The following is a 26,770-nucleotide window of genomic DNA, read 5'->3' as shown; positions in this document are numbered from 1 at the left end:
GCCCCACCTTCTCGCCGGCCCAGCAGCGGAGCAGGACCGCGGCGAGGCCGGCGAGAAGGTGGGGCTGTTCCAGTCGCACGCCTGGATGACCCCGGTGGTCGTGGTCGTCTCCATCGTCGTGCTGTTCGTGGCGATGGTGGTGCTGACCTGGGTCGCCGGCGGCGGGAACCTCTTCGGCTGACCCACCCGAGAAGCCGTGTCCGGACCGCCGCCACGGCCGTCGTCCGCGAGTAGCGTCCCCGCCAGAGCTGAGCACAGGCCCTGGCCCGGCCGTCCTCCGCGGGAGGCACGCGATGAGCACCCCCACCTCTGCCCGAGACACCGACCGCGTCGGGACGGCGGTCGTCCCGCGCCCACGGCGCCCGTCCGAGCCGCCGCTCCCGGCGACGGTCGACCGGCCTGCGGCGGCCGGCCCCGAGCCGGACGGGCCGGTCGGCCTGTTCGGCAGGTACTCCTGGCTGACCGCAGCGGCGGGGATCGCGTGCACCGTCGCCGTCTTCGTCGCGATGATCGTGCTGACCTGGGCAGCCGGCGGCCTCACGCCGTTCAACGACTGACCCTCAGGCGGGCGACCTCACTGCACGGTGTCGCGGTTCTGCGCGTGCTCGCTGAGCTGCGGGAACTCCAGCACCTCCACCCGGCTGGCGTGCACGGCGGCGGTGGTCCGTGCCCAGCAGACCCGGCACAGGTGGTGGGGCTCGGGCGGCAGCAGCGGCCGGCCGGCCAGCTCGCGCACCTCCACCCAGCCCACGGCGGAGGCCGGCTCGGCCACCTCGGCACACTCGTCGCAGCGGTAGAGCACGCTCATCGCACGGCCTCCCGGCATGAGGGACGTCGTCGGCCCTCGGCACCCAGGGTGCCCCCTGGACGGCTGACCCGCAGCGGGGTCAGGCCAGTGCCATCAGTGCGCCCGGCTCGGCCCCGGACCACGCGCGGCCAGCTCCCGCACGAGCTCAGGCGCCGCGGTCGACCTCGGCCTGGACCACGCCGAGCAGGCTGGTCTGCAGCGTCTGGTCGGAGTGCTCGCCGCGCTCCAGCGCCTCGCGGGCGGGGCCGGGCAGCGCGCTGACCTCGATGTCGTCCAGCCAGACGGTGTCCCCACCGACCTGCCGGCCCAGCCGCAGCGCGTCCCCCTCCCGCTGCACCAGGTACTCCTCGCCACCGAGCTCGATCGTCGTCGATTCGCTCATGGGCGGTGCCTTACCCTCGGTACCGGCCCGTTCACACGCTGGGGAAGCAGACCCGGCGGGCGGCCGGGCCTGCGCCTGTGACGTCCCACCCGATCCGGTCGCACCGGCGTGGCGGACGTGTCAGGAGCGCGACCGGTGCCGATGGTCACGGGGCACCGTCGGTGCCACCGAGGTCAGCGTCGAGAGGGGGAGCACGCGTGTCGCGAACGGTGGCGGGCCCCCAGCTCCCGCTCGACGTCAGCCACCGGGACGGCGGCGACCGGGAGAACGCCGACCTCGTCGCCGGGGTGCTCGACGCCCTGCCCTCGCCCACGGTGCTGATCGATGCCGACGGCACGATGCTGCTGGTCAACTCGGCCTGGGCCGCCGCGGCCGACCTGCTCGGCGACGACCGGCTCCGCGTCGGCGTCGGCGCCAACTACTACTCCGTGATCCTCAGCCTCTCCGCCGGGGCGGCCAACCACGAGCGCATCGCCGCGCTGCGGGAGCTCGCCGAGGGGAGGCGGGAGGCGGTGTCGGTCGACTACGCGCTGACCACCGCGCTCGGGCTGCGCTGGTTCCACCTGCAGGCCTCCCGCGCCGACCGGTCGGGCCGGGTCGTCGTCACCCACACCGACGTGACCTCCCGGGTCGAGGCCGAGCAGGCCTCCGCCTGGCAGGCCCGGCACGACCACCTCACCGACCTGCCCAACCGGGTGCACCTGCACGAGCTGATCGACGCCGAGCTGCGCCGCCGCGACCGCGGGGCGATGAGCGTGCTCTTCCTGGACGCCGACGGCTTCAAGGACGTCAACGACACCCTCGGCCACGACGTCGGGGACGCCCTGCTGCGGGAGCTGGCGTCCCGGCTGAGCAGCTGCACCCGGGCCGAGGACACCGTCGGCCGGCTGGGCGGCGACGAGTTCGTCGTGCTGTGCCGCAACTGCGACGTCGGCGGCGCCCTCCGGCTGGCCGAGCGCTTCCAGCGGACCTTCGACGAGCCCTTCGTCCTCGGCGACCGCCGCACCCAGCTGACGGTCAGCATCGGCGTCGCCACCGCGGCCGCCGACGACGACGAGACCCGCTCGACCGACCTGGTCCGGGACGCCGACCTGGCCATGTACGCGGCCAAGGGTGCTGGGCGCAACCGCGTCCGGGTGTTCCACCCCGACCTGCGCTGGGCCGTCGAGCAGAAGGTGCTCGTCGCCGGCGAGCTGCACGAGGCCATCGACTCCGGGCAGCTGGTGCTGCACTACCAGCCGATCCAGCACCTGCTCACCGGCGAGGTCTCCGGCGTCGAGGCACTGGTCCGCTGGCAGCACCCCGAGCGGGGGCTGCTCATGCCGGGTGACTTCATCCCCATCGCCGAGCAGAACGGTCTCGTCGTCCCGCTCACCCGGTGGGTGCTGCAGGAGGCCACCCGGCAGACCGCCGCCTGGGAGCGGGACGGCGTCCCGATGGTGACCGCGGTCAACATCAGCGCCGCCCACTTCGGCACCGGCACCCTGGTCGCCGACGTGCACGACGCCCTGGACGCCAGCGGTCTCGCGCCCGAGCGGCTGGTCCTCGAGCTCACCGAGACCAGCGTGGCAGAGGACCCGGTGCGGGCCGCGGCGCAGTTCGCCCGGCTGCGGGTCTCCGGGGTCGAGGTCTCCATCGACGACTTCGGCAGCGGCTTCTCCTCGCTCAGCCAGCTCGTCTCCATCCCCGCCGGGATCCTCAAGCTCGACCGCAGCCTGGTCGCCGGCACCGAGACGCGGCGCAGCGAGTCCGCTGCGGCGATCGCCGCGGTCGTCGGCCTGGCCACCGCCTGCGGGATGCGCAGCCTGGCCGAGGGGGTGGAGACCGCCGACCAGCTGACCCTGGTCCGGGAGCTCGGCTGCACCTTCGCCCAGGGGCACCACATCGCCCGGCCGATGCCGGCCGCCGACCTGCTCACCTTCCTCGAGGGACGGCGGCTCACCGGACGACGGCCGGCGCGCCGGCGGACGGGCTGAGCGACTCCCCGGTTTGCTGTCGACCGCCGGGGGGACGAGGGTCACCGGTCGTGCGCTCCCGACGCCCCCTGCTGCTGTCCGTGACCGCCGCCGTCCTGCTGGTCACCGGCTGCGGCACGGAGTCCGCCGCGGCGCCCGCCGTCAGCGATCCGCCGGCCCCGTCGGCCTCGACAGCGGAGGAGACGACGGCACCGCCCACCCCGACGCAGCAGGAGCTGCCCGGCGGCGGTACCCAGGTCTTCCCCGGCCATCGGCTGGTCGGCTTCTCCGGCGCCCCCGGCTCACCCGCGCTGGGGCCGATGACCGGTGACCTCGCCGCGGCCACCGAGCAGCTGCGCCAGCAGTCCGCCGCCTACGGTGCCGACCGCCCGGTGCTGCCGATCGTCGAGCTCATCGCCACCGTCGTGCAGTCCGTGCCCGGGCCCAACGGCGACTGGTCGATCGCCGCGGACGACGCCACCGTGCAGCAGTACCTGGACGCCGCCCGCGCGGCCGGCGGCATCCTGCTGCTGGGCATCCAGCCGGGCAGCGGGGACTTCCTGCCCGCCGTCCAGTACTACGAGAAGTGGCTGACCCAGCCCGACGTCGGCGTCGCCCTGGACCCCGAGTGGGCGATCGAGGCCGGCGAGGTGCCCGGCGACGTGTTCGGCTCCACCACCGGCGCCGAGCTGGACGGTGTCTCGGCCTACCTCGACGGGCTGGTCACCGCCGGGCACCTGCCGCAGAAGGTGATGCTCTACCACCAGCTGCACGCCGACATCGTCTCCGGCCAAGAGGCCCTGGTCGACCGGCCCGGGGTGGCCGTGGTGAAGAGCGTCGACGGCATCGGCGCCGCGGCCGACAAGATCGGCACCTACCTGCGGGTGATGGCCGGGACGCCGCCGTTCGTCCACGCCGGCTTCAAGCTCTTCTACGAGGAGGACACCCGCTCCGGGCCGCTGATGACCCCGGAGGAGGTCCTCGCGCTCGTCCCGCAGCCGGAGTACGTGCTCTACGAGTGACCGGTCAGCCCGGTTCGCCGCGCAGCTTCCGCCGGGCCACCACGACCAGGTCCACCAGGGCGATCGCGGCCAGCACGAACAGGACGAGCGGGAACACCAGCGGGACGTCCGCGCCCAGGGCGAGCACCCCGAGCACGGTGCACAGGACCAGCCCGAAGGCGGCCAGCACCAGCCGCAGGGTCAGCGCGCTGCGGGCGGCGGCGGCGCCACCCTCGGGCAGGGAGCGCGCGGAGGCGGGGACACCGTGCGGGAAGTCGGCGCGCTCGTACTCGGTGAGGTCGTCCGGCGTGGGTCGGTCGTCCGGCGGTGGCGTGCTCATGCTGCAGTGCGGTACCCCGGCGCCAGGCGCACTATCCTCGATCGCTGTGGCCGCTGACTTCTCCGTCGTCCTGGACGAACTCGACACGACCCTGAAGTCCATCGAGGCCGTGATGCGGGTCGACGACCTGCGCCGCGAGGTCGCCGAGCTGGAGCAGAAGGCCGCCGCGCCCGACCTCTGGAACGACGTCGAGGCCGCGCAGGCGCTCACCTCCCGGCTGTCCTACCTGCAGGGGGACCTGCGCCGGGTGGAGGAGCTGCGCAGCCGGCTCGACGACGTCGGGCTGATGCACGAGATGGCCGCGGAGGAGGGCGACGAGGCCACCACCGCCGAGACCGAGCGCGAGCTGGTGAGCATCCGCACGGTCCTCGACGAGCTCGAGGTGCGCACCCTGCTCTCCGGTGAGTACGACTCCCGCGAGGCGCTGGTGACCATCCGCTCGGAGGCCGGTGGCGTCGACGCCGCGGACTTCGCCGAGATGCTCATGCGGATGTACCTGCGCTGGGCCGAGCGGCACAAGTACCCGACCGAGGTCTACGACGTCTCCTACGCCGAGGAGGCCGGGATCAAGTCGGCCACCTTCGCCGTCAAGCAGCCCTACGCCTACGGCACCCTGTCGGTGGAGCAGGGCACCCACCGGCTGGTGCGGATCTCGCCGTTCGACAACCAGGGCCGCCGGCAGACCTCCTTCGCCGGGGTCGAGGTGCTGCCCGTCGTCGAGCAGACCGACCACGTCGACATCCCGGAGAACGAGATCCGGGTCGACGTCTTCCGCTCGTCGGGTCCCGGTGGGCAGAGCGTCAACACCACCGACTCCGCCGTCCGGATGACCCACCTCCCGACCGGCATCGTCGTCTCCTGCCAGAACGAGAAGTCGCAGATCCAGAACCGGGCCGCGGCGCTGCGGGTGCTGCAGGCCCGGCTGCTCGTGGTCCGGCAGGCCGAGCAGCGGGCCGAGATGGACGCGCTCAAGGGGGAGGGCAGCAGCTGGGGCAACCAGATGCGGTCCTACGTGCTGCACCCGTACCAGATGGTCAAGGACCTGCGGACCGAGACCGAGAGCGGCAACCCCTCCAACGTCCTCGACGGCGACATCGACGCCTTCATCGAGGCCGGGATCCGCTGGCGCCGCCAGCAGGAGAACGCCGAGCTGAACTGAGGGAGGACCTCGGTGCCCCCACGACTCGCACCCTCGTCGAGGGACCCTGCACCGAGGCCGAACGAGGTCCTCCTGTCGCGTGGCGCGGGGCATGATGACGCGGCGGGGAGGTACCGTCGTCCCTCGTGATCGAATTGCAACACGTCACCAAGGTCTATCCGTCGAGCCCTCGGCCGGCCCTGGACGACGTCTCGATGCAGATCGACAAGGGTGAGTTCGTCTTCCTCATCGGCTCCTCGGGTTCGGGCAAGTCGACCTTCCTCCGGCTGCTGCTGAAGGAGGACAGCCCCACCAAGGGCGTCATCAAGGTCAACGACAAGACCCTGAACACGATGAGCAAGTGGCAGGTGCCCAAGCTCCGCCGCACGATGGGCTGCGTCTTCCAGGACTTCCGGCTGCTGACCAACAAGACGGTGGCCGAGAACGTGGCCTTCGCCCTCGAGGTGATCAACAAGCCGCAGCGGACGATCAAGCGCGTCGTCCCCGAGGTGCTGGAGATGGTCGGCCTCGACGGCAAGGAGAACCGGCTGCCCGGTGAGCTCTCCGGTGGTGAGCAGCAGCGGGTGGCGATCGCCCGGGCGTTCGTCAACCGCCCGCTGGTCCTGCTGGCCGACGAGCCCACCGGCAACCTGGACCCGGAGACGAGCCAGGACATCATGCTGCTGCTGGAGCGGATCAACCGCACCGGCACCACCGTCGTGATGGCCACGCACGACTACCACATCGTCGACTCGATGCGGCGGCGCGTGATCGAGCTGAACGACGGCATCCTCAGCCGTGACCAGAGCCGTGGCGTCTACGGGCTCGGGCGCTGAGATGCCCCGCCCGCTGATCCACATGACAGGGAACTGATGCGCGTCAACTTCGTCCTCTCCGAGGTGGCCGCTGGGCTGCGTCGGAACCTGACCATGACGGTCGCGATGATCCTGACCACCGGGATCTCGCTGGGCCTCATGGGCACCGGTCTGCTGATCGCCAACATGATCGGCGACATGCGCGAGATCTACTACGACAAGATCCAGGTCTCGATCTACCTCGCCGACGGCATCACCGACCCGCAGCGGGACGCCATCGCCGCGCAGCTGGACTCCTCGCCGGAGGTCAAGGACTACCTCTACGAGTCCAAGGCCGACGCCTACGCCCGCTTCACCCAGCAGTTCCAGGAGCAGCCGGCGCTGATCGCCAACACCCCGCAGGACGCGCTCCCGGAGAGCTTCCGGGTGGAGCTGGTCAACCCGCAGCGCTACCCGGTGATCGCCGAGCAGTTCCCGAACGGGCAGAACGGCGTCGACGAGGTGCGCGACGAGGGCGACTTCCTCGACCGGCTGTTCAGCCTGCTGAACGGTGCGCGGAACGCCACCATCGCGGTGGCCGTCGTCCAGGCCCTGGCCGCGCTGCTGCTGATCTCCAACACCATCCAGCTCGCGGCCTTCAACAGACGCAACGAGACCAACATCATGCGGCTGGTCGGCGCCTCCCGCTGGTACACGCAGCTGCCGTTCATCCTCGAGGCTGCGCTGGCCGGGTTGATCGGTGCGCTGCTCGCGATCGGCGGGCTGGTGCTCACCAAGATCTTGTTCGTCGACAAGACGCTGGCCGGGCCGATCAAGGCGGGGATCATCCCGCCGGTCGACTGGTCGGCGATCGCGGCGATCAGCCCGGTCATCGCCGCGGCCGGCGTCGGGCTCGCCGCCGTCGCCGCCTACGTGACGCTGCGGCTCTACGTCCGCCTGTAGCCGCCGCTGAGTTCTGCGGTCTCGGGGCTTCCTCGTCGGGGGGAGCCCGAGACCGCAGAACTCACAGCCCGAGAGCGCGGCGCACGGCGGCGATCACCTCGTCCGGCCGGCCCAGGACGTCGGCCGAGCTGAACCGCAGGACGATCCAGCCCTCCAACACGAGCCGGTTCTGCCGCCGGTCGACCTGACTCCTTCGGCCCGCCTGCAGGGGCCCGCGGCGAGCCTGCGAGGCGTGGGGGCAGGCGGGCAGCGCGGCCGGCTCCAACACAGCGGCCAAGTCGCGCCACGTGCGGGCGGGGGTGGTCACCGGCATGCCCCAGCGCCGCTCGACGTCCTGCTGAGACAACTGAGCCCGGTGCAACCGCCGGTCGGCACGGTTGCGGGCCTTCGACGCGGCCGGGACGGTCAGATGGGCGAGCGGGTCGGGGGCGGCGAGCGGGATCTCCACCCGCCACAGCGCCGCCGCCGTCTGGTGGCTGACCACGGCACCGGGTGGCGCAGTCATCAGCACCGCCGGCAAGCGGGTGCGCAGGTCGGCGTCCTGAGCCCGGGGGAGGTAGGTGTCCCGGGACAGCCGGACGACGTCGGGATGACGGAGTTGCCAGTCCGAGATGTCTCCGGCCAGGGCGGCGGGGCGGGTCGCCGGACCAGTGAGTTGGGACGGCGCACGACGGCGGGGCACCGGGGGAGGGTGCCGTCCCGGGGTCCGTGTGCGCTGCGGCCGTCCACAGGCGCCGTGACTGCTGCGATCTCGGGGCTCCTCCGCGTGGGAAGCCGCGAGATCGCAGTTGTCGCGGGCGGTTAACCTGGGGGCATGCCGCGGGAACAGGGGCGCAAGTTCATCGCCCAGAACAAGAAGGCGCGGCACGACTACTCGATCCTGGACACCTACGAGGTGGGCCTGGTGCTCACCGGCACCGAGGTGAAGAGCCTGCGTGCCGGTCGCGCCTCGCTCGTCGACGGGTTCGCCACCGTCGACGACGGTGAGGTCTGGCTGCAGCACGTGCACATCCCGGAGTACACCGAGGGCACATGGAACAACCACACCCCGCGGCGCAAGCGGAAGATCCTGATGCACCGCAGCGAGATCGAGAAGCTGATCGGGAAGACGAAGGAGGGCGGGCTGACCCTGGTCCCGCTCGACCTCTACTTCAAGGACGGCAAGGTCAAGGCCACCCTGGCGCTCGCCAAGGGCAAGAAGACCTACGACAAGCGGCAGGACCTCGCCGAGCGCGACTCCCGGCGGGAGATGGAGCGCGCCTTCGGCCGCTACGTCAAGGGTCGCCGCTGATGCGGGGCATCGCCTACGACCGGTTCGGCGACGAGTCGGTCCTGCAGCTGCGCGACGACCTGCCCGAGCCACCCGTCGGACCCGACGCCGTGCTCGTCCGGGTGCGGGCTGCCGGGGTCAACCCGGTCGACATCGGCATCCGTGAGGGTCACCTCGCCGGCGCCTTCCCGCACCACTTCCCGATCGTCCCGGGCTGGGACCTCGCCGGCGTCGTCGAGCAGGTCGGTCCCGCGGTGGTCGACTTCGCCCCGGGGGACGAGGTGTTCGGCTACCTGCGCCGGGACGACGTCCAGTGGGGGACGGCGGCCGAGCTCGTCCCCGCCCCGCAGCGCTGCATCGCGCACAAGCCCGAGTCGCTGGGGTTCGCCGAGGCCGGCGCGCTGCCGCTGGCCGGGCTGACCGCGTACCAGGCGCTCACCGAGGTGCTGGACGTCGGCGAGGGCGACCGGGTGCTGGTGCACCGCGCGGCCGGCGGGGTCGGCTTCTTCGCCGTCCAGATCGCCGCCGCGCTGGGCGCCCACGTCATCGGCACCGCCAGCCCGCGCAACCACGGCTTCCTGACCGACGCCGGGGCCGCCGAGGTGCTGGACTACAGCGCCGGCCCGATCAGCGGGCAGCTGTCCGAGCCGGTGGACGCCGTCCTGGACCTGATCGGGGGGCCGGCGCTGGGCGACGCCCCCGACCAGGTGCGCGACCCGGCCCGGATCGCCAGCATCGTCGACCCGGTGGTGCGTGACCTGGGCGGCCGGTACGTGTTCGTCCGGCCCGACCAGCACGACCTCGAGGAGCTCGGCCGGATGGCCGACGCGGGCCAGCTGCGGGTGGCGATCGCCAAGGCGTTCCCGCTGGCCCAGGTCGCGGACGCGCAGCGGCTGGTCGCCGAGGGGCACGTCCGCGGCAAGGTCGTCGTCACGCTGTGACGGCGACGCCAGCGGTCCTCCCGCCGGTCGACGACGCCGACGTCCCGCGGTACTGGCGGGAGCTGGGGCTGCCCGGGCTGGTCGACGTGCACGTGCACTTCCTGCCCGAGCGGGTGCAGGCCAAGGTCTGGCAGTACTTCGCCGATGCCGAGTCCCACTACGGCGCGCCGTGGCCGGTCACCTACGCGCTCCCGGTGGAGGAGCGGCTCGCCGTCCTGGCCGGCCTCGGGGTGCGCGCCTTCCCGACCCTGCCGTACCCGCACAAGGCCGGGATGGCCGCCTGGCTCAACGACCAGGCCGCGGACTTCGCGCGGGCGCACCCGCAGGTGCTGCAGTCGGCCACCTTCTACCCCGAGCCGGGGGCGCCGGTCTACGTGGCCGAGGCCCTGGCCGCCGGGGCGCGGGTGTTCAAGGTGCACGTGCAGGTCGGGGACTTCGACCCGCGCGACGAGCTGTTGCTGCCGGTCTGGGAGCGGCTGGAGCAGACCGGGACCCCGGTGGTCATCCACTGCGGTTCCGGCCCGCTGCGCGGGGAGCACACCGGCCCGGCGCCGATGGCCGGCCTGCTCGAGCGGTTCCCCCGGCTGCAGCTGGTCATCGCCCACCTCGGGATGCCGGAGTACGGGGCATTCCTGGAGCTGGCCGAGACCTACGAGCGGGTGCACCTGGACACCACCATGTTCGCCACCGACTTCACCGAGCGGCTGATGCCCTTCGACCGCGCGCTGCTGCCCCGGCTGGCCGCGCTCCGGGACAAGGTCGTGCTCGGCAGCGACTTCCCGGCCATCCCGTACCCCTACGCCCACCAGCTCGCCGCGCTGCACCGGCTGGAGCTGGGGGAGGACTGGCTGCGCGCCGTCCTGTGGGAGAACGGCGCGCGGCTGTTCGAGGTGACCGCTTAGCCTCGGGTGCTGTGTCCCCGCTACCCGAAGGCCTGACCGCTCGCCCCATGCGCCCGGACGACGTCGTCGCCATCGTCGATCTGGAGGCCCTCGCGGAGCCCGTCGACCAGACCGGTGACCTCGCCAGCCCCGAGGACCTCACCGCCTGGTTCGTCAACGACCTGGTCGACCTGGAGCGCGACACCCGGGTGGTCTGCTCCGGCGACGAGCTGGTCGCCTGGGCCAGCGCGATCGCGCCGCCCACCTTCCGAGACGCCTACGGCGTGCACCTGGAGGGACGGGTCCGGCCGGACTGGCGCGGGCGCGGCATCGGCCGCTCGCTGCTGGCCTGGCAGCTCGAGCGCGGCCGCGAGCTGCACGCCGAGCGGCACCCCGAGGCGCCGGCCCGGTTGACGGCGACGGTCTGCACGACGATGCCCTCGCTGGAGGCGCTGGTTCGCCGGGCGGGGCTGCAGCCGGTCCGCTGGTTCTTCCACATGGAGCGCCCGCTCACCGACCTCCCGCCGCGCCGCCGCGTGGAGGACGTCGAGCTGGTCCCCTTCAGCTGGGACCGGGACGACGAGGTGCGCCGCGCGCACAATGCCGCGTTCACCGAGCACTACGGCTCCAGCGAGCGGGACGTCGCCTCGTGGCAGGTCATGTTCACCGGCCAGCCGTCCTTCCGCCCCGACCTGTCGGTGCTGGCCGTCTCCGACGGGGCGGTCGTGGGGTACGCGCTGTCCTACGTCTCCGAGGCGACCGCCGCCGCCACCGGGTCCCGGGAGAGCTACTTCGGCCAGATCGGCGTCGTCCCCGCCGCCCGGGGGCGCGGGCTGTCCAAGGCCGTGATCATCGAGGCGCTGCACGCCGCGGCGGCCGCCGACTGCCAGACCGCCGGGCTCGAGGTGGACAGCGAGAACGTCACCGGGGCGCTGGGCCTGTACGAGAGCCTGGGCTTCCACACCCACCGCACTCAGGTGTCCTGGTCGCACCAGCTGGCGCCGCTGACCTGACACCCCCGAGGGGCCATGCTGGCCAACATGGCCCCTCGGGGGCGGTGACGGGCGAGGTCAGACGGCCATCGCGGCGTCGGCGGGCAGGTCGTCCTTCTTCGCCGAGATGAGCACCGCGGCGATCACCAGGGCGACGGCGAGGAAGACGGCGCCCCAGAGGAAGGCCACGTGGTACCCGTGCACGAAGGCCTCACCGGGCGCCTCGCCGGGGTTGTCGGCCAGGTGACCGGTGACCGCCGAGGCGTAGAAGGTGCTCAGCAGGGCCAGGCCCAGCGAGCCACCGACCTGCTGGGAGGTGTTCAGCACCGCGGAGGCGATGCCGGCGTCGTGCTCGGCCACGCCGACCAGTGCGGTGCTGGACGCCGGGACGAAGACCGCCGCCATGCCGAAGCTGATCGCGATCTCGGCGGGGAGCACCTCGGTGACGTACGCGCTGGTCGACTCGATCTGGGTCAGCCAGAGCATCCCGAGCACCCCCAGGGCCAGGCCGGCGATGATCAGCGGACGCGGCCCGACGCGGGGGAGGAGCTGGGACACGATCCCGGCGCCCACGATGATGCCGCCGCTGAAGGGCAGGAACGCGAACCCGGACTCCAGCGGGCTGTAGCCCAGGGTCTGCTGGAAGTAAAAGGTCAGGAACAGGAAGATCGCGAAGATCCCGGCGCCGACGAGCAGGAAGACCAGGTACGAGCCACCCCGGATGCGGTCCAGGACGACGCGGAGCGGCAGCAGCGGGTGGCTGGCGCGGCGCTCGTAGAGCACGAACGACACGAGCAGCACGGCGGCGACGGCGAGCAGGCCGAGGGTGACCGGGTCGGACCAGCCCACGCCCTCCTCGGCGGCCTTGCTGAACCCGTAGACCAGGCTGACCAGGCCCAGGGTGGACAGCAGCACCCCGGGGACGTCGTAGCGCCGGTCACCGGTGGCCCGGCTCTCCTTCACCAGCACGACGGCGAGCACCATGGTGAGGGCGGCGATCGGCACGTTGATGCCCAGCGTCCAGCGCCAGGACGCGTACTCGGTGAGCACGCCACCGAGGATCAGGCCGATCGCGGCGCCACCGCCGGAGATCGCCCCGAAGACGGCGAACGCCCGGGCCCGCTCCTTGGCGTCGGTGAAGGTGACGGCGAGCAGCGACAGCGCGGCCGGCGCGAGCAGTGCGGCGAAGGCGCCCTGCAGACCGCGGGCGGCGAAGAGCAGCTCCTGGTTCGGGGCGATGCCGCCGAGCGCGGAGGCGCCGGCGAAGCCGGCCAGGCCGATCAGGAAGGCGCGCTTGCGGCCGATGAAGTCGGCGATCCGGCCGCCGAGCAGCAGCAGGCCACCGAAGGCGAGGGTGTAGGCGGTCACCACCCACTGGATGTTGGCGGCGCTGATGCCCAGGTCGATCCCGGCGTCGGGGAGGGCGATGTTCACGACGGAGACGTCGAGCACGATCATCAGCTGGGCGACGGCGATGACCGCCAGCGCCAGCCAGCGGCGGGGGTCGGGTCCGGTGTCGACGACCGGGGTGGCGTCGGACGACGTCGTCCCCGGTGGGGTGGTGAGGTTGTCTGCGGGCATGGCAGAGCTGTCCTTCCTGCGCGCAGCGCAGTGGAGAGGGGTGAGGGCGTGCGGGCACGGACGACCGGCGGCACAGCGCGGTCATCGGGCGGAGGAGCAGGAGGGCCGGCGGATCAGCGCCGGTCGGGGGTGGTGCGGGTCAGCTCACGGGGTGGGCGAGTCCTGCGCCGGCCCAGCGCAGGCAGTCTCGGACCGTGTCCAGGAGCTGGTCGAAGGAGTCGTCCGGTTCCCATGCCTCGACCGCGGTGATGAACGCGGCCATGGCGGTGTTGAAGACCAACGTGGTCCTCAGGTCGTCGCCGTCGGGGAGACGGCGGGCGATCCAGGCCTTCAGGTCGGGCGCGAAGCTGTCGCACGTGCCCCGGGCGGTGTGGACCAGCCAGGGGCACTGCTCGAGCACCCGCTTCTGCACGGGCAGCCACTCGGGCAGCAGCTTCGCCATGTCGACGACGAGGTCGGTCAGCGCCTCCCACAGCGGGGCGTCCCTCGAGTCGTCCTCCAGCAGCGCGCGCCACTGCGCGAGCTCCTCGGGGTCGAGGTCGAAGGCGACGGCCTCCTTGCTGGGGAAGTAGCTGAAGAACGTGGTGCGGGAGACCCCGGCCTCGGCGGCGATGTCCTCGACGCTGACGGCGTCGAAGCCGCGCTCACTGATCAGGCGCAGCGCGGTGGAGCGGATGGTGCGCCAGGCGGCGAGCTTCTTGCGCTCCCGCAGCCCCATGACGGAGTTCACGGCACAGCGCGGAACGCTCGCTGCCTTGGCTCTCCCCATCACGCGATCACCGTAGACCGAAAGCTGAACTGAGTACAAGTTCTTACTGCGTCAAGTTCTTGCACAGTTCACACCCCGGCTACGGTCTGCTCATGGTCAGCGTCGATCAGCCCTCTCCTGCCCTGCGGCTCGTGGCCCGAACCCACCGCCGGCTGGAGCCACTGCACTCGCACGTCTACTTCGCGCCGGAGACCGACGAGCAGCTGACGGCGATCGGCATCCGGCCCGGCCGGATGGTCTACTTCGCCGGCCGCGCGGCGGCGATGGGCGCGGTCGGCCCCGGCGTCGTGACCGCCACGTTCGGCAACTACGCGCCCGGCATCGTGGCCCGGCACATCCCGCGCGCCTGGACGCTGGCGGCACCCGAGCAGGTGCTCGCCGCACGGTCGGCTGCGGCGCGGGCGTCGCTCACCCGGCTGCTCGCCGACCCGCCGGCCGAGGACGTCGCCGAGCTCGCCGACCTGCTCCGCGAGGCGTGCACCGTGCTGACCCCCGAGGGGCGACCGCTGTACGCCGGGCACGCCGACCAGCCGTGGCCGGAGGACCCGCTGCTGCAGGTGTGGCACGGGGTCACCCTGCTCCGCGAGCACCGCGGCGACGGGCACGTGCTGACCCTGGTGCGGCACGGGCTCAGCGGCCTGGAGGCGCTGGTCACCCACACCCTCACCGGCCGCGGGTTCACCGAGCAGGCCGCCCAGGCCACCCGGGGGTGGTCGGCCGAGGAGTGGGCGGCGGCGGTCGCCGGGCTGACCGACCGCGGCCTGGTCGCCGACGGCGCGCTCACCGCGGACGGCGTCGCCCTGCGCGCGGCGGTCGAGCAGGAGACCGACGAGCTCTCCGCCGCGCCCTTCGTGCACCTGGGGGCCGAGCGGTCCGAGCGGGTGGCCGACCTCGGGGGCCGGCTGTCCGCGCGGCTGGTCGCCAACGGCGCCTATCCGGCCGGCGTCTTCGCCTCCCGCTGACCTCCGGTCGTCCAGCGCTCGCCGGGCCGGCCGCCTCTCACGCCCCGGGCCGGTGCAGGCGCAGGGAGTCGAGCTCTGCCTCCACCTGGGGGCAGAGCTCGACTGTGCCCAGACCTCACCGTCGGCGGCGGACTCCCGGCGGGTGCTGCCCGGGCGGACGGTCACCCGGCGTTCATCCCCCGGTCGGGTGGTCGGGATGCCCCGGCCCGCACTGCCATGTCACGATGGTCGACGGCCCCGCGGCGCTCCGCCGGGCATCCAGGGACGTGGGGAGGTGACCGGGCAGATGCGTGCCGAGCCCCCCAGTCACAGTCCCGAGGTCCCCTCCTGCTGACGCGCCCGGTCGACGCCTGACCCGCGGCGGTGCGGCGTGCGGGGACCGCTCCGGCGTCCCCGTCCCCGCGTCCTCCGGGAGTCCGTCGTGTCCGACCGCCGTCGCAGCGCGCCTCGCGCCGCTCTGTCCACCCTCACCCGCCGCCCCCGCGCGGCCGCTGCCGTGCCGCGGCTGCCCGACCGGCCGGCGACGCCGCTGACCTCGGTGGACCGCCCTGCCCGGATGGTGGACAACGCCGTCTACGCCGGCGGCCGGCGGATCGCCACGCCGGCGTCACCCGCCGAGAGCCACGAGTGGCTGACCGAGGGCTACGAGGACCGGATGGTGTGGCTGGGCCTCTACCGGCCGGACCCGGCCGCTCTCGGTGAGCTGGCCGAGCAGTACGACCTGCCCGAGCTGGCGGTCGAGGACGCGATCAAGGCGCACCAGCGGCCGAAGTTCGAGCGGTACGGCGACACGCTCTTCGTCGTCCTGAAGGCCGCCCGGTACCTCGACGACGCCGAGGAGGTCGACTTCGGCGAGCTGCACCTGTTCCTCGGCCGGGACTTCGTCATCACCGTCCGGCACAGCGAGTCGCCCGACCTCTCCCGGGTGCGCCGCCGGCTGGAGAGCGACCCGGGGCTGCTGGCGCAGGGCAGCGAGGCGGTGCTGTACGCGATCCTGGACGCCGTCGTCGACGGGTACGCGCCGGTCGTCGCCGGCCTGGAGAACGACATCGACGAGATCGAGGTCGAGGTCTTCCGCGGCGACCCGCAGGTGTCCCGGCGCATCTACGAGCTGTCCCAGGAGGTGGTGGACTTCCAGCGGGCCGCCCAGCCGCTCACCGGCATCTTGGCCGCCATCACCGCCGGGTTCGAGAAGTACGGCGTCGACGAGGAGCTGCGCAGCTACCTGCGGGACGTCGCCGACCACGTCACGCAGGTCACCGAGCGGGTGGAGGGCTTCCGGCTGCAGCTGCGGGACATCCTCACCGTGAACGCCACGCTGGTCGCGCAGCGGCAGAACGAGGAGATCCGCGAGCTCACCGAGACGTCGCTGGCGCAGGGCGAGGAGGTCAAGAAGATCTCCGCCTGGGCCGCGATCCTGTTCGCCCCGACCCTGGTCGGCACCGTCTACGGGATGAACTTCACGCACATGCCCGAGCTGGACTGGCGGCTGGGCTACCCGCTCGCCCTGGTGCTGATGCTCATGGTCAGCGTCGTGCTGTACCTGGTGTTCAAGCGGCGCGACTGGATCTGAGGACGCCGGTGGAACACTCCGGGTCCACCTGCCGTTACAGTCCTCGTACAACTCAACAGGGGGGCGATTGGTCTCGACTGCGGTCGGGTGACCAGGGGAAGCGAGCCGAGGAAGGCAACGATGAGCTCGTTAACCACGCGTTGCAAAAAACACAAGCGCCGACTCCAGTCAGCGCGACTTCGCTCTCGCTGCCTAACAGCAGCTAGGCGAGTCTGTCAGCCCGGGTTCGTCATCGATCCGGTTCCTGGCATCAGCTAGATGACTCACTGCACGCACCGGTCGCGGGTGCGTGTGGGACACCAAACAGTGACTGGGCCCGTCACACCGACTTGTTCGTGGGATCGGTGGGGTCGAGCAGAGACAGAGCGGACTGCGCTCGGAGAAGCCCTGGTGATGCGTCGCAGGACGCGGGTTCGATTCCCGCCGCCTCCACTCCACGTCAATCCCCCCGTTCCACCACGTAGGGCCCGGTCTGGAGACCGGGCCCTACGTGCGTTCCGAGGACTCACATGTCGCGGTAGCGCACTGCAGCGGCCAGCTTCTCCTGCAACGTCGCCCGGGTCACCTGCTGGCCGGGGCCGTTGGGGGCGTCGGGGCCGGGGACGGCGTAGATCATCACGTAGGCCGCGGTGTCCCGCTGGAAGCGCCAGCCCTCCGCGAGCGGGCCGACGTCGTGGGCGTCGTACCCGATCGAGTCGAGGAACCCGGTCACCGTCTGCTTGGCCGCCTCGTCGTCGCCGGCGATCGGGAGCACGGAGCGTTCCGGGTCACCCGCGGGCCGCTGCAGGGTGCCGAGCTGGGTGACGTAGATGCTGTTGAAGGCCTTCACGACCTGGGACTCGGGGAGGTGGGCCTGGAGCAGCTCGCCGGTCGTCGTCGACTCGTCGTCGAGTTCGGCGACGTGCCCGTCGCGCTCGGGGTAGTAGTTGTTGGTGTCGATGACGACCTTGCCGCGCAGCGGCTCGACCGGTACCTCGCGGTAGTTCTTCAGCGGCACGGTCACCACCACGATGTCGCCGGCCGCGGCGGCCTCCGCTGCGGTGGCGGCCCGCGCCCTCGGGCCGAGCTCGGCCACGAGCTCGGAGAGGGTCTCCGGTCCACGGCTGTTGCTGATCACCACGTCGTGGCCGGCGTCGACCGCCAGCCGCGCCACGGTGCTGCCGATGTTGCCACTGCCGATGAGTCCGATGGTCGTCACGTACCCGGCAAGTGCCGCCCCGCCTGCGGCATTCCCAGCCCGGAGTCGCGCGCCCGGGCCACCGCGGCCGCGCGGTCGGGCACCTGCAGCTTGGTGAGCACCGCCGACACGTGGTTGCGGACCGTCTTCTCCGACAGCTGGAGCCGGCGGGCCACCTCGTGGTTGCCCAGTCCGGCGGCGAGCAGCTCCAGCACCTCCCGTTCCCGGCCGGTCAGCTCGGGGAAGGTCTGTGCGCGGTAGTCCCGGGCGGCGCCGGTGTAGAAGTCCACGATCCGTCGCGCCACCGCGGGTCCGTACACGGCCTCACCCGCGGCGACCGAGAGCACCGCACGGACGATCTCGGTCCGGTCGGCGCCCTTGAGCAGGTAGCCGCGCACCCCGGCGCGCAGCGCGGCGAACAGCGACGCGTCGTCCTCGTGCATGGTCAGGACCAGGACGGCGACCTGCGGGTGCCGGACCGCGAGCTCCAGCGCGGCGGCGGTCCCGGTCATCCGCGGCATCGACAGATCGGTGAGGACGACGTCGGGGGAGTGCCGGCCGACCAGGGCGACCAGCTCGTCGCCGTCCCCGGCCTCGCCCACCACCTCCACCTCCGGGGAGGTCTCCAGCGCCGCCCGCAGACCGAACCGGTACATCGGGTGGTCGTCGGCCAGCGCCACGCGCACGGTCACCGGACGCCCTCCAGCGGCAGCAGCGCCTCCACCCGGGTCCCGCGCCGGTCGCTCTCCACCCGCAGGCTGCCGCCGAGCTCCTCCGCGCGGCGGGTCATCGAGGTCAGCCCCAGCCCGCCGGCGGGGGAGCCGTCCCCGGACGGCTCCGCCGAGCGGGGGGCGGCCAGACCGCAACCGTCGTCAGTCACCGCCACGGTGAGCCGGTCACCGCGCACGCCGAGGGACACGTCGGCCCGGCTCGCTCCGGCATGGCGCGCCACGTTGGTCAGCGCCTCGGCCGCGATGCGGTAGGCGGCGGCCTCGACGTCCGGGCGCAGCGGCGGCAGGTCGGCGGCGCGCACCCGCACCGGCACCGAGACCCGCAGCGCGTCGGCGTGCCGTCGGAGCGCCGGCAGCAGGCCGAGCTCGTCGACCGGTCCCGGCCGCAGGCCGTCGATGATCCGGCGGACCTCGTCGACGGCCGAGTCGGTCTCCTGACGCAGCCGGGGCAGCATGCCGGCCACGGCCGGTCCGGCGGTGCCGTCGAGCTGGGCCTGCACCGCCTGCACCCCGAGGCTGATCCCGGCGAGGGAGGGCCCCAGCCCGTCGTGCAGCTCCCGGCGGATCCGGTCCCGCTCGGCGTGGGTGGCGGCGAGCACGCGGTCGCGCTCCTGCTCCAGGGACCGCGCCAGCTGCAGCGCCCGCACGACCACGGCCACCTGCGGCGCCAGCGCCGCGAGCAACCGTTCGTCGCCGGCGGTGAACGCCTCACCGGGTGCCCGCGCGCCCACCTGGAGGTGGCCTACGTCGCGCCCGGCCACCCGCAGGGGGACCGGCGCCACCGGGGCGACGTCCCTGTCCCCCGCGGTGGCCAGCACCCGGCCGTCCAGGTCGGTGACCCATGCCCTGGGGGCCCGGAGCGCAGCGGTCACCGTGCTCAGCACGGCGGGGAGGAGGTCGGCCTCGTCGGCCTCGGCGACTCGGTCGCCCAACCGAGCGACCGCGGCCACCGGGTCTCGGCGCTCGCCGTAGACCAGCCGGTCGGCGGCGGCCTGCAGGCGGCTACGGGCCGGGCTCAGGCTGACCGCGATCAGCGCCGCGGCGACCGCACCAGGCACCGGGGAGATCGACCGGCCGAGCGCTGCGCCGGCCAGCACGGCGACGGTGAGGCAGCCGCCGACGACGGCCACGGTCAGCGTGGCGTAGACCAGCCCGCGGCTGACCACGATGCCCAGCATCCGGTAGCGCAGGACGCCGACGGCCACCGCGGCGGGCACCAGCAGCGCCAGCACGAAGCCGACCGCGGGCGCGTCCGGCAGCAGGAAGATGGCGACCGTCAGCGGCAGGACGACGCAGACCAGCCAGGCCAGCTGCTGGCGCTCCGGAAGCCGGGCCCGGAGCAGCCGGACGACGGTGCCGGCCCAGATCGTCAGGCCACCGAGGACCAGCGCGACGGCCCAGACGGCGCCCAGCGCGATGGTCCACCAGCCGGTGGGGAGCACGAGTGGCGCGCGGCCGGAGGCGATGTCGTCGTAGGCGCCCTGGCTGAGGGTCGAGCCGACGGTGAGCCCGGCCAGGCCGACGCAGACCGCTCCGACGGGCCACCGCCAGGCCCGTGACGGCAGCCGACCGGAGGGGTACACGGCCATCAGCACGGTGACCGGGAGGACCACGGAGGAGAACCACAGCATCGACCCGAGCTGCGCGGCCCAGGCCGCGAGCGGCCACGGCGGGACGGCGGAGTCCACGCCGTAGCCGCCGTAGGCCCCCGAACCGACGCTCGCGCCCTGCAGCAGCCCGCTGAGCACGAGGAGCCAGCCGATGGCGTTGCGCGGCCGCAGGTGGACCAGCAGTGCGCCGGTCAGCGCGTAGCCGACCGCGATCACGCCGCCGCTGACCGACCCGTCCGAGTCCTCCCCGATCCGGGAGCGCACCCAGATCGCCAGTCCCAGCGCCGCAGCACACAGCACCGTCGCCGCGACGGCGACGCCGGTGCCGATCAGGCGGGAGCGCACCGGCCCAGTGTGCGGCCGGTCGTGTCCCGGTGGACCCCGCTCGGGTCCCGGTCCGACCGGGAGCTCCTCCCGGTCGGAGCGGCCCGTGGGCTCATGCGGTGGGCCGGCCGGGACCGGCACGGTGGTCGGCGCCGGGACAGCCGGCGACCACCGACACGTGGAGGACCTGATGACCACGACCCGCGCCGAGCACCGGACCGGTGACCGGCGGACCCTGCTCACCCCCGACCCGTTCGTCGTCACCGGGGCGCTCGTGGCGCTCGGCTGCACGTTCGTGGGTCAGTTCGTCGACACCCCCTGGAGGCCCGGCAGCCCGGACTGGGGGTTCGACTTCGCCGACGGCGGGGGGCTCGGGGCCCTCGCCGTCCTGCTGGCCTTCGTGCTCGTCGCCGCCGTCGTGGTCAGCCTGGTGACCGCTGCGGCGCGGGCCGCGGGACCTGCGGCCGCCGGTCGGCGGGCGCTGTGGCTCGCGGCCATCGGCGTGCTCAGCCTCGGCGTCTTCTGGACCGGCGTCCCCGCGGTGGTCGCCGGCGGCGCGGCCGGGCTCGCCACCTCCGCACGCCGGTCCGGTGGACGGTCCATGGCCGCCGGGATCGCCGTCGTCCTCGCCGTGCTGACCGTGGCCGGCGCCGTCTACCTGGCCGTCGCCGGCTGATCGGAGGAGCACGCGATGACCACCCGCCGCACCCGCCGGGCCGCCACGACCGCCACCCTGGTCGCCGTCCTCGGCGGCTGCATCACCCTCGCCGCCACCACGGCGGCCGACGCCGACGACACCCTCCGGCTGACGACGGTCGTCGGCACGAACACCGACCTCGACCTCGGTGACGCCGGTCCGAGCGCCGGCGACGTGCAGGCCTTCCGTGACGACGTCCTGCGCAACGGACAGGTCGTCGGGTACACCACCGGGTCCTGCCAGGTCACCGAGTTCGGGGAGACCCGCCTGGTGGTGGCCTGCACCGCGACCGTCGTCTTCGCCGACGGGTCGATGATCACGACCCAGGGGGCCTCGCAGGAGGACCCGGCCGTCGGCCCGCGCGGCTTCGAGTGGGCCGTCACCGGCGGCACCGGCCGCTACACCGGCGTCGGCGGCACGGTCACCGGTGAGTTCGTGCCGGACACCGACCGCGTCGACCTGACGATCCGGCTGCGCTGACCGAGGACGACGGCGCCCCCCGCACCCGGCCGGGTGCGGGAGGCGCCGTCGCGTTCCCGCCTACAGCTCGGTGCGGAGCACCGCCGCCGCCTCGGCCAGGGCGCGCATCTTGCCCGCGGCCGACTCCCGCGGCAGGTACTTCAGCCCGCAGTCGCTGGACAGCACCAGCCGGTCGACGTCGACGTGGTCCAGCGCCCGCCGCACCCGGTCGGCGATCACCTCGGGCGTCTCGACCTCCGGCGTCGACAGGTCCAGCACGCCCAGCGCGACGCCCTTCCCGCGCAGCGGCCGCAGGGTCGCGGGGTCCAGGTGCGACTGCGCCGTCTCGACCGAGATCGCCGCGGCCGGCAGGTCGGCGAGCTCGGGCAGCACCGAGTAGCCCTCGGGACGCTCGGCGACCATCGCCGCGTAGCCGAAGCAGACGTGCACGTGCACCGGTCCCGGGGCATCGGCCAGGGCACGGGTCAGGACCTCGACGCCGTAGCGGCGGGCCACCTCCGGGCGGGCCTGCAGCCAGGGCTCGTCCAGCTGCACGATGTCCGCGCCGGCGGCGAACAGGTCGGCGATCTCGGCCCGGACGACGTCGGCGTAGGCCAGCGCGAGGACGCGGTCGTCGCCGTAGTGGTCGTCCTGCGCCTGCTGGGTCATCGTGAACGGCCCGGGGACGGTCATCTTGACCGCGCGGTCGGTGTGCGCCCGCAGGAACCGCACGTCCTGCACCTGCACCGGCTCCGGACGCCGGATCTCCCCGGTCACCCGCGGCACGGGGATGTCGATCCCGGACCGGTTCCGCACGGTGCCCGGGGAGTCGAGGTCGAGGCCCTCCAGCGCGGTGGCGAAGTGGTTGGAGTAGGACTCCCGGCGGATCTCGCCGTCCCCGACGATGTCCAGCCCGGCCAGCTCCTGCGCCCGGACGGCGGCCAGGGTGGCGTCGTCCTGGGCCTCCTGCAGGAACTCCGGCGGGACCCGCCAGAGCTCGCGCGCCCGGACCCGCGGCGGGAACTGGTGCCCGAGCCGGTCGCGGTCGATGAGCCAGTCCGGCTGGGGCAGGCTTCCGACGACGGTCGTGGGCAGCGGGGGGAGCGGTGACGCCATGGGTTCCTCCTGGAGGTGCGCGCCCGCATGATCCTCCACCACCCCGCCTGCGCCAGCGCCGCGGCGGGCTCCGTGCGCAGCGCGCGGCGGGTGGGCAGCTCGGTGGTCAGGACGCGATCAGCGCGACCGTGAGCGCGGTGGCCGGGACCAGCCACCACGGGGCCGCGGGCACCGGGCGGTGCTGCTGCTGGACGGCGTCGGGTCGGTGCGGTGGTCCGTCGGCGTCGGCGTGAGGGAGTGCTCCGGAGACGCCCGAGGTGGTCACGGCAGGCGGTCGTCCGGCGTGGTGGCCGCCGCCCGGGCCTGGGCCGGGGTGATCCGCGGCAGCTCGCTGGTCAGCCAGCGCACCGGACGACGCTGCGCCGGGCGCCGGGCGGCCAGGAAGTCCAGCGCGATCGCCGCCGTCCAGGACTGGTCGCGGCTGCCCAGCGTCTGACCGGTCACCGGCTGGTAGTACTCCGCGAAGTCGCAGTCGACGAGCTGGGACAACCCGGCCAGCCGCAGCTGGTTGGCCGCCTCCTGCTCCCCGGAGCGGTTCAGCGCCCAGGCCATCAGCCAGTTCAGCACCGGCCACTGCGGTCCACGCCAGTAGGTGTGCTCCCGGAACGCGGGGGACGCCGGGGACACCGACGGGACCACCGGCCAGCGCAGCCGGGAGTGCCCGCACCACCGCGGGCCGAGCAGCAGGTCCCGCTGCCGCCGGGTGAGCGCGTCGTCGCCGCCGCACAGCAACGGCGCGAAGCCCGCCGCGCTCTCCACCTCCGACCACTCGCCGGTGCGCAGGTCCAGGTCGCGGGCCAGCCCGGTCCGCGGGCTCACCGAGCGGAGCACGCCGGTGCGGAAGCGGCGGGCGATCGCCCGGGACTGCTCGACCCCGCCGGCGGCACCCAGGCCGATGCCGAGCTCCTCGCCCATGTCGGCGAGCAGGTCGCTGGCCGCGGCGAGCAGGGCGGACACCAGGACGTCGCCCATCACGAAGTCACCGCTGGCCCGGTACACCGCGTCGTCGTAGCGGGCCCGGACCTTCTGCTCCAGCAGCCACAGGTACTTCGTGTACTCGGCGTCGGTCGGGCGCTGCGAGGGGTCGGCGACGTGCGCGAGGTCGGCCCGGACGAACGGCGGCATGTCCGGCTGCGGGTGCACGCGGGCGTAGGGGGAGTCCCAGCGCGGGGAGTCGTCCATCCCGGACTCCCAGCCGTGGTGGATCTCCACCAGGCCGTAGGAGTACGGGTCGCGGGCGGTGGCCAGGTAGGAGTGCCAGGCCAGCCACTGGTCGAAGGTCTCCCGGACGAAGTCCTCGGCCAGCTCCTGGTCCGCACCGCCCTTGCGGCGGGCGTCGTGCAGGATCCGGGAGAGCGCGATGACGTGGATCGGCGGCTGGCAGATGCCCGAGGTCTGCACCCCGGCCGGGCGCGCGGCGGCGACCTGGGTGCGCCAGCGCTCCGGTCCGGGGAAGTAGTCGCTGGGCTGGTGGAACAGGATGTGCGGGATCATCCCGGTCGCCCACTGCCCGGACAGCAGGCTGCGCAGCTCGGTCAGCGCGCGGGGCACCGACACGGTGGCGATGCCCAGGGCGACGAACCCGGCGTCCCAGCTCCACATGTGCGGGTAGAGGGTCGGCGAGGCGACGGTGAACGCACCCCGGTCATTGGCCCGGAGCACGTAGCCGGCCCGGCCGGACATCAGCCCGATCTCCACGGCGCTGGGTTGGGACACGGTCATCTGCAGGGTCAGCTCCTCTCGCGGTCCCTGCATCCTCACCCGGTCACCGGCGCTGCGACCTCCTGTTCACCCAATCGTCATCGGGCCGTCCTTGACGCAGGCCCACCCGCGGCCGGCCGGGACCGGTCGCCCCGCCACCACGGCGCCTGGGCGAGCAGGTACAGCGCGACGCCGACCAGCAGCATCAGCCCCGAGCGCAGCCAGGTGGTGGCCTCCTGCTGCCACAGCAGCAGGCCGCAGGAGGCGATGGCCAGCACCGGCAGGACGACGGGCGCGGTGAAGTGGTCGGCCTCGACCCGGTCCCGGCGCAGCACCAGCACGGACACGTTGGTGCTCAGGAAGACCAGCAGGAGCAGCAGGACGACGATGTTGGCCAGCTCGCCGAGGTCGCCGACCGTGGTGAGCGCCATGGCGACGGCCGTGGTCAGCACGATCGCCACCCACGGGGTGCGGCGTCCCGGCAGCACCGCGCCCAGCGCCGGGGGCAGCAGCCGCTGCTCGGCCAGCCCGAACACCATCCGGCTGGCCATGATCATCGTCAGCAGCGCGCCGTTGGCCACCGCGATCAGCGCGATCGCGCTGAACAGCCGGTCCGGCACGCCGATGCCGGTGGCCTGCACGACGGTGAGCAGCGGGCCGGTCGAGGAGGCCAGCTCGCCGGAGGGCAGGACGATCGAGGCGACCAGCCCGATCAGCACGTACACCGCCCCCGCGGTGAGCAGCGCCCCGAACAGCGCCCGCGGGTAGACCCGGCGCACGTCCCGGACCTCCTCGGCGACGTTGGCCGAGGTCTCGAACCCGACGAAGGAGTAGTAGGCGAGGACCGCGGCGGCCAGCACCGCCGACCCGGCGGAGACCCCCTCCGGGAACTCCACCACCCGGCCCACGTCCCCGTCGCCCCGGCCGAGCACGACGGCGCCGAGCACCACCACCAGCAGCAGCCCGGACACCTCGATCACGGTCATCACCACGTTGGCCCGGACCGACTCCTTGATGCCGCGGGCGTTGACCAGGGCGACCACGAGCAGGAACACCACGGCAGCGGGGACGGCGGGCACGTCGAGGAAGACCGACAGGTAGTCGCCGGCGAAGGCCAGGGCCAGCCCGGCCGCGCTGGTGACACCGGCGGCGAGCATGCAGAAGCCGACGAGGAAGGACACCACCGGCCGGCCGAAGGCCCGTTCGGCGAACACCGCCGACCCACCGGCCCGGGGGTACTTGGTGACCAGCTCGGCGTAGGAGGCGGCGGTCAGCAGGGCCAGGAGCAGCGCGACCAGCATGGGAACCCAGATCGCGCCGCCCACCTCCCCGGCGATCTCGCCGACCAGGGCGTAGATGCCGGCCCCCAGGACGTCGCCCAGGATGAAGACGTACAACAGCTTCCCGCTGACCGCCCGGCGCAGGGCGGTGTCCTCGGAGTCGGGACCGGAGTCGGCGGTGGTGGGCTGCGGAGCCTTTGCTTGGCGCACCGACCGAGTCTGGGCGGGTGGTCGGGTGGCGGCAAACCGGACCCCGCCCGGTCACCCGGTCGGGTCAGTTCAGCTCGGGTGCCCGGTGGGCCTTGACGACGACGAGCACGTCACCGCTCTGCAGGGTGCCGATCAGCGGGTCGTCGAACCTCAGGTGACGGCCGCTGCGCTCCACGGACAGCACGACGTCCCGCAGCTGCCGGGCGCCGAGGCCGACCTCGGAGGGGGTGACCGTGCGCTGCTGCAGGTCCAGCCCCCGGCCGGCGGTGAGCAGGTCCTCCACGACGTGCACGACGCCGGGCTGGTCGGGGGAGAGCCCCAGCAGCCGCCCGGAGGTGGCCGAGGTGGTGATCACCGAGTCGGCGCCGGACTGCCGGAGCAGGCTGGCGTTCTCCTCCTCACGCACGCTGGCGGTGATAGGCACGCTGGGGTTCAGCTGCCGCACGGTGAGCACGATGAGCACCGCGGCGTCGTCCCGGTTGGCCGCGACCACGACCGCCCGGGCCTTCTCCACCGACGTCCGGCGCAGCACCTCCATCCGCCCGGCGTCGCCGAGCACCCCGGTGAGCCCGGCCGAGGTCGCCTCCTCGATCGCCCGCGGGTCGGGGTCGACGACCACGATGTGGGCGGCATCAGTGCCGGTGCTCAGCAGTGCTCGGATGGCGCTGCGGCCCTTGGTGCCGTAGCCGCACACGACGACGTGCTGGCGCACGCGAGACCTCCAGCGTCGGACCCGGAACTCCTCCCGCGAGCGCGCGGTGAGCGCCTCGAGGGTGGTGCCGATGAGGATGAGCAGGAACGCGATCCGCATGGGCGTGATCACGAGGATGTTGACCAGCCGGGCGCCGGGTGTCACCGGGGTGATGTCGCCGTAGCCGGTCGTGGAGAGGGTGACGGTGGCGTAGTAGGTGGCGTCCAGGACGCTGATCTCGCCGCCGCTGTTGTCCCGGTACCCGTCCCGGTCCAGGTAGACGATGAGCACGGTCAGCACCAGCACGACCGAGGCGATGACGACCCGCCGCCCGACCTGGCGGGCGGGGGACTCCTCGGTGTGCGCGAGGTGCACCCCGCTGTGGTCGTCGCTCAGCATCCCGACCGCGCTCCCGTCACCGACC

General features: G+C 73.3%; 29 protein-coding genes and 1 other RNA gene. 16 read left to right on the top strand and 14 right to left on the bottom strand.

From position 1 onward, the window contains the following. Nucleotides 1–181 (top strand): hypothetical protein (locus FHL79_RS25150; RefSeq protein ID WP_171058181.1); only part of this gene is annotated, 181 nt, incomplete at its 5' end. Between the two features lie 112 nt (nucleotides 182–293). Further along, the gene (locus FHL79_RS15565) at nucleotides 294–557 is read left to right on the top strand and encodes a hypothetical protein (RefSeq protein ID WP_138759496.1); all 264 of its coding nucleotides are present in this window, start codon (nucleotides 294–296) and stop codon (nucleotides 555–557) included. Nucleotides 558–574: 17 nt separating this feature from the next. On the opposite strand, the gene FHL79_RS15560 is transcribed toward FHL79_RS15565, so the two are convergent. Then, complete coding sequence (locus FHL79_RS15560; protein ID WP_138759495.1) at nucleotides 575–808, bottom strand: hypothetical protein; 234 nt, start codon at nucleotides 806–808, stop codon at nucleotides 575–577. 145 nt (nucleotides 809–953) lie between these two features. Further along, nucleotides 954–1,190 (bottom strand): hypothetical protein, encoded by a 237-nt coding sequence (locus FHL79_RS15555; protein WP_138759494.1) that lies wholly within the window; start codon nucleotides 1,188–1,190, stop codon nucleotides 954–956. Between the two features lie 197 nt (nucleotides 1,191–1,387). Between FHL79_RS15555 and FHL79_RS15550 the strand changes: the two genes are divergently transcribed. Further along, nucleotides 1,388–3,166 carry a putative bifunctional diguanylate cyclase/phosphodiesterase gene (locus FHL79_RS15550; RefSeq protein ID WP_138759493.1) on the top strand — a complete coding sequence of 593 codons (1,779 nt, stop codon included), beginning with the start codon at nucleotides 1,388–1,390 and terminating at the stop codon, nucleotides 3,164–3,166. Nucleotides 3,167–3,216: 50 nt separating this feature from the next. Continuing rightward, nucleotides 3,217–4,167: a hypothetical protein gene (locus FHL79_RS15545; RefSeq protein WP_138759492.1), complete on the top strand. Its 951-nt coding sequence runs from the start codon at nucleotides 3,217–3,219 to the stop codon at nucleotides 4,165–4,167. A 4-nt stretch (nucleotides 4,168–4,171) separates the two neighbouring features. On the opposite strand, the gene FHL79_RS15540 is transcribed toward FHL79_RS15545, so the two are convergent. Further along, nucleotides 4,172–4,486: a DUF6343 family protein gene (locus tag FHL79_RS15540; protein ID WP_138759491.1), complete on the bottom strand. Its 315-nt coding sequence runs from the start codon at nucleotides 4,484–4,486 to the stop codon at nucleotides 4,172–4,174. A 46-nt stretch (nucleotides 4,487–4,532) separates the two neighbouring features. On the opposite strand from FHL79_RS15540, the gene prfB reads away from it, so the two are divergent. From prfB to ftsX, 3 genes are all read left to right on the top strand, one after another. Further along, entirely contained in the window at nucleotides 4,533–5,645 is a 1,113-nt protein-coding gene (gene prfB, locus FHL79_RS15535; protein ID WP_138759490.1) for a peptide chain release factor 2, read from the top strand. A 125-nt stretch (nucleotides 5,646–5,770) separates the two neighbouring features. Then, complete coding sequence (gene ftsE / locus FHL79_RS15530) at nucleotides 5,771–6,460, top strand: cell division ATP-binding protein FtsE (protein WP_138759489.1); 690 nt, start codon at nucleotides 5,771–5,773, stop codon at nucleotides 6,458–6,460. Between the two features lie 36 nt (nucleotides 6,461–6,496). Then, nucleotides 6,497–7,381, top strand: a complete 885-nt coding sequence (gene ftsX, locus FHL79_RS15525) for a permease-like cell division protein FtsX (RefSeq protein ID WP_138759488.1) — start codon at nucleotides 6,497–6,499, stop codon at nucleotides 7,379–7,381. A gap of 61 nt (nucleotides 7,382–7,442) precedes the next feature. Here ftsX and FHL79_RS15520 read toward each other — a convergent pair whose 3' ends face one another. After that, entirely contained in the window at nucleotides 7,443–8,063 is a 621-nt protein-coding gene (locus FHL79_RS15520; protein WP_138759487.1) for a putative endonuclease domain-containing protein, read from the bottom strand. A 132-nt stretch (nucleotides 8,064–8,195) separates the two neighbouring features. Between FHL79_RS15520 and smpB the strand changes: the two genes are divergently transcribed. The 4 genes from smpB to FHL79_RS15500 are packed head-to-tail and all read left to right on the top strand — an operon-like array spanning nucleotide 8,196 to nucleotide 11,486. Further along, entirely contained in the window at nucleotides 8,196–8,672 is a 477-nt protein-coding gene (gene smpB, locus FHL79_RS15515; protein WP_014739293.1) for an SsrA-binding protein SmpB, read from the top strand. Next, a complete protein-coding gene (locus FHL79_RS15510) occupies nucleotides 8,672–9,592 on the top strand; it encodes an NADP-dependent oxidoreductase (RefSeq protein ID WP_138759486.1) in 921 nt (306 codons plus the stop codon). Before smpB ends, FHL79_RS15510 begins: the two co-directional genes overlap by 1 nt. Further along, entirely contained in the window at nucleotides 9,589–10,494 is a 906-nt protein-coding gene (locus FHL79_RS15505) for an amidohydrolase family protein (RefSeq protein WP_138759485.1), read from the top strand. Before FHL79_RS15510 ends, FHL79_RS15505 begins: the two co-directional genes overlap by 4 nt. 47 nt (nucleotides 10,495–10,541) lie before the next feature. Continuing rightward, a complete protein-coding gene (locus FHL79_RS15500) occupies nucleotides 10,542–11,486 on the top strand; it encodes a GNAT family N-acetyltransferase (protein ID WP_138759484.1) in 945 nt (314 codons plus the stop codon). A 57-nt stretch (nucleotides 11,487–11,543) separates the two neighbouring features. On the opposite strand, the gene FHL79_RS15495 is transcribed toward FHL79_RS15500, so the two are convergent. Further along, nucleotides 11,544–13,046 (bottom strand): MFS transporter, encoded by a 1,503-nt coding sequence (locus FHL79_RS15495; protein WP_138759483.1) that lies wholly within the window; start codon nucleotides 13,044–13,046, stop codon nucleotides 11,544–11,546. A gap of 139 nt (nucleotides 13,047–13,185) precedes the next feature. Continuing rightward, on the bottom strand, nucleotides 13,186–13,776 hold the full coding sequence (locus tag FHL79_RS15490; RefSeq protein ID WP_171058180.1) for a TetR family transcriptional regulator: 591 nt from the start codon (nucleotides 13,774–13,776) through the stop codon (nucleotides 13,186–13,188). 131 nt (nucleotides 13,777–13,907) lie between these two features. On the opposite strand from FHL79_RS15490, the gene FHL79_RS15485 reads away from it, so the two are divergent. From FHL79_RS15485 to ssrA, 3 genes are all read left to right on the top strand, one after another. Then, entirely contained in the window at nucleotides 13,908–14,777 is an 870-nt protein-coding gene (locus tag FHL79_RS15485; protein WP_138759481.1) for an SCO6745 family protein, read from the top strand. A gap of 421 nt (nucleotides 14,778–15,198) precedes the next feature. Continuing rightward, on the top strand, nucleotides 15,199–16,350 hold the full coding sequence (locus tag FHL79_RS15480) for a magnesium and cobalt transport protein CorA (RefSeq protein ID WP_138759480.1): 1,152 nt from the start codon (nucleotides 15,199–15,201) through the stop codon (nucleotides 16,348–16,350). Nucleotides 16,351–16,409: 59 nt separating this feature from the next. Then, nucleotides 16,410–16,785, top strand: a transfer-messenger RNA (tmRNA) gene (gene ssrA, locus FHL79_RS15475). Between the two features lie 70 nt (nucleotides 16,786–16,855). On the opposite strand, the gene FHL79_RS15470 is transcribed toward ssrA, so the two are convergent. From FHL79_RS15470 to FHL79_RS15460, 3 genes are read right to left on the bottom strand one after another with little or no spacing between them, the layout of a single operon-like run. Further along, entirely contained in the window at nucleotides 16,856–17,548 is a 693-nt protein-coding gene (locus tag FHL79_RS15470) for an NADPH-dependent F420 reductase (RefSeq protein WP_138759479.1), read from the bottom strand. Further along, nucleotides 17,545–18,219: a response regulator transcription factor gene (locus FHL79_RS15465; RefSeq protein ID WP_246080842.1), complete on the bottom strand. Its 675-nt coding sequence runs from the start codon at nucleotides 18,217–18,219 to the stop codon at nucleotides 17,545–17,547. Before FHL79_RS15465 ends, FHL79_RS15470 begins: the two co-directional genes overlap by 4 nt. Continuing rightward, complete coding sequence (locus tag FHL79_RS15460; protein WP_138759478.1) at nucleotides 18,216–20,213, bottom strand: sensor histidine kinase; 1,998 nt, start codon at nucleotides 20,211–20,213, stop codon at nucleotides 18,216–18,218. Before FHL79_RS15460 ends, FHL79_RS15465 begins: the two co-directional genes overlap by 4 nt. A gap of 169 nt (nucleotides 20,214–20,382) precedes the next feature. Between FHL79_RS15460 and FHL79_RS15455 the strand changes: the two genes are divergently transcribed. Together FHL79_RS15455 and FHL79_RS15450 are read left to right on the top strand one after the other, a co-directional pair. After that, the gene (locus FHL79_RS15455) at nucleotides 20,383–20,868 is read left to right on the top strand and encodes a hypothetical protein (RefSeq protein WP_138759477.1); all 486 of its coding nucleotides are present in this window, start codon (nucleotides 20,383–20,385) and stop codon (nucleotides 20,866–20,868) included. Between the two features lie 15 nt (nucleotides 20,869–20,883). Further along, nucleotides 20,884–21,369 (top strand): allene oxide cyclase barrel-like domain-containing protein, encoded by a 486-nt coding sequence (locus FHL79_RS15450; RefSeq protein ID WP_138759476.1) that lies wholly within the window; start codon nucleotides 20,884–20,886, stop codon nucleotides 21,367–21,369. A gap of 60 nt (nucleotides 21,370–21,429) precedes the next feature. Here FHL79_RS15450 and FHL79_RS15445 read toward each other — a convergent pair whose 3' ends face one another. The 5 genes from FHL79_RS15445 to FHL79_RS15430 form a co-directional block, all read right to left on the bottom strand. Continuing rightward, complete coding sequence (locus tag FHL79_RS15445) at nucleotides 21,430–22,464, bottom strand: uroporphyrinogen decarboxylase family protein (RefSeq protein ID WP_138759475.1); 1,035 nt, start codon at nucleotides 22,462–22,464, stop codon at nucleotides 21,430–21,432. 106 nt (nucleotides 22,465–22,570) lie between these two features. Further along, complete coding sequence (locus FHL79_RS25145; RefSeq protein WP_171058179.1) at nucleotides 22,571–22,729, bottom strand: hypothetical protein; 159 nt, start codon at nucleotides 22,727–22,729, stop codon at nucleotides 22,571–22,573. Beyond that, a complete protein-coding gene (gene ggh, locus FHL79_RS26175) occupies nucleotides 22,726–24,186 on the bottom strand; it encodes a glucosylglycerate hydrolase (RefSeq protein WP_138759474.1) in 1,461 nt (486 codons plus the stop codon). Before ggh ends, FHL79_RS25145 begins: the two co-directional genes overlap by 4 nt. Before the next feature lie 77 nt (nucleotides 24,187–24,263). Beyond that, complete coding sequence (locus tag FHL79_RS15435) at nucleotides 24,264–25,655, bottom strand: APC family permease (protein ID WP_138759473.1); 1,392 nt, start codon at nucleotides 25,653–25,655, stop codon at nucleotides 24,264–24,266. 64 nt (nucleotides 25,656–25,719) lie between these two features. Next, a complete protein-coding gene (locus tag FHL79_RS15430; RefSeq protein ID WP_138759472.1) occupies nucleotides 25,720–26,745 on the bottom strand; it encodes a potassium channel family protein in 1,026 nt (341 codons plus the stop codon). Between the last annotated feature and the right edge of the window lie 25 nt (nucleotides 26,746–26,770).

The sequence above is a fragment of the Modestobacter altitudinis genome, from assembly GCF_005930475.1.
In the GTDB taxonomy this organism is placed as follows: domain Bacteria; phylum Actinomycetota; class Actinomycetes; order Mycobacteriales; family Geodermatophilaceae; genus Modestobacter; species Modestobacter altitudinis.
This window is presented reverse-complemented; position numbering and strand designations above follow the sequence as displayed.

What these genes read in the sequence shown, in the direction of transcription:
- FHL79_RS15560 (WP_138759495.1), bottom strand. Translation starts at nt 808, where the DNA reads ATGAGCGTGCTCTACCGCTGCGACGAGTGTGCCGAGGTGGCCGAGCCG.
- FHL79_RS15500 (WP_138759484.1), top strand. Translation starts at nt 10,542, where the DNA reads ATGCGCCCGGACGACGTCGTCGCCATCGTCGATCTGGAGGCCCTCGCG.
- FHL79_RS15450 (WP_138759476.1), top strand. Translation starts at nt 20,884, where the DNA reads ATGACCACCCGCCGCACCCGCCGGGCCGCCACGACCGCCACCCTGGTC.
- FHL79_RS15565 (WP_138759496.1), top strand. Translation starts at nt 294, where the DNA reads ATGAGCACCCCCACCTCTGCCCGAGACACCGACCGCGTCGGGACGGCG.
- ftsX (WP_138759488.1), top strand. Translation starts at nt 6,497, where the DNA reads ATGCGCGTCAACTTCGTCCTCTCCGAGGTGGCCGCTGGGCTGCGTCGG.
- FHL79_RS15540 (WP_138759491.1), bottom strand. Translation starts at nt 4,486, where the DNA reads ATGAGCACGCCACCGCCGGACGACCGACCCACGCCGGACGACCTCACC.
- FHL79_RS15430 (WP_138759472.1), bottom strand. Translation starts at nt 26,745, where the DNA reads ATGCTGAGCGACGACCACAGCGGGGTGCACCTCGCGCACACCGAGGAG.
- FHL79_RS15445 (WP_138759475.1), bottom strand. Translation starts at nt 22,464, where the DNA reads ATGGCGTCACCGCTCCCCCCGCTGCCCACGACCGTCGTCGGAAGCCTG.
- FHL79_RS15555 (WP_138759494.1), bottom strand. Translation starts at nt 1,190, where the DNA reads ATGAGCGAATCGACGACGATCGAGCTCGGTGGCGAGGAGTACCTGGTG.
- FHL79_RS15485 (WP_138759481.1), top strand. Translation starts at nt 13,908, where the DNA reads ATGGTCAGCGTCGATCAGCCCTCTCCTGCCCTGCGGCTCGTGGCCCGA.
- FHL79_RS15510 (WP_138759486.1), top strand. Translation starts at nt 8,672, where the DNA reads ATGCGGGGCATCGCCTACGACCGGTTCGGCGACGAGTCGGTCCTGCAG.
- FHL79_RS15495 (WP_138759483.1), bottom strand. Translation starts at nt 13,046, where the DNA reads ATGCCCGCAGACAACCTCACCACCCCACCGGGGACGACGTCGTCCGAC.
- ggh (WP_138759474.1), bottom strand. Translation starts at nt 24,186, where the DNA reads ATGACCGTGTCCCAACCCAGCGCCGTGGAGATCGGGCTGATGTCCGGC.
- FHL79_RS15455 (WP_138759477.1), top strand. Translation starts at nt 20,383, where the DNA reads ATGACCACGACCCGCGCCGAGCACCGGACCGGTGACCGGCGGACCCTG.
- smpB (WP_014739293.1), top strand. Translation starts at nt 8,196, where the DNA reads ATGCCGCGGGAACAGGGGCGCAAGTTCATCGCCCAGAACAAGAAGGCG.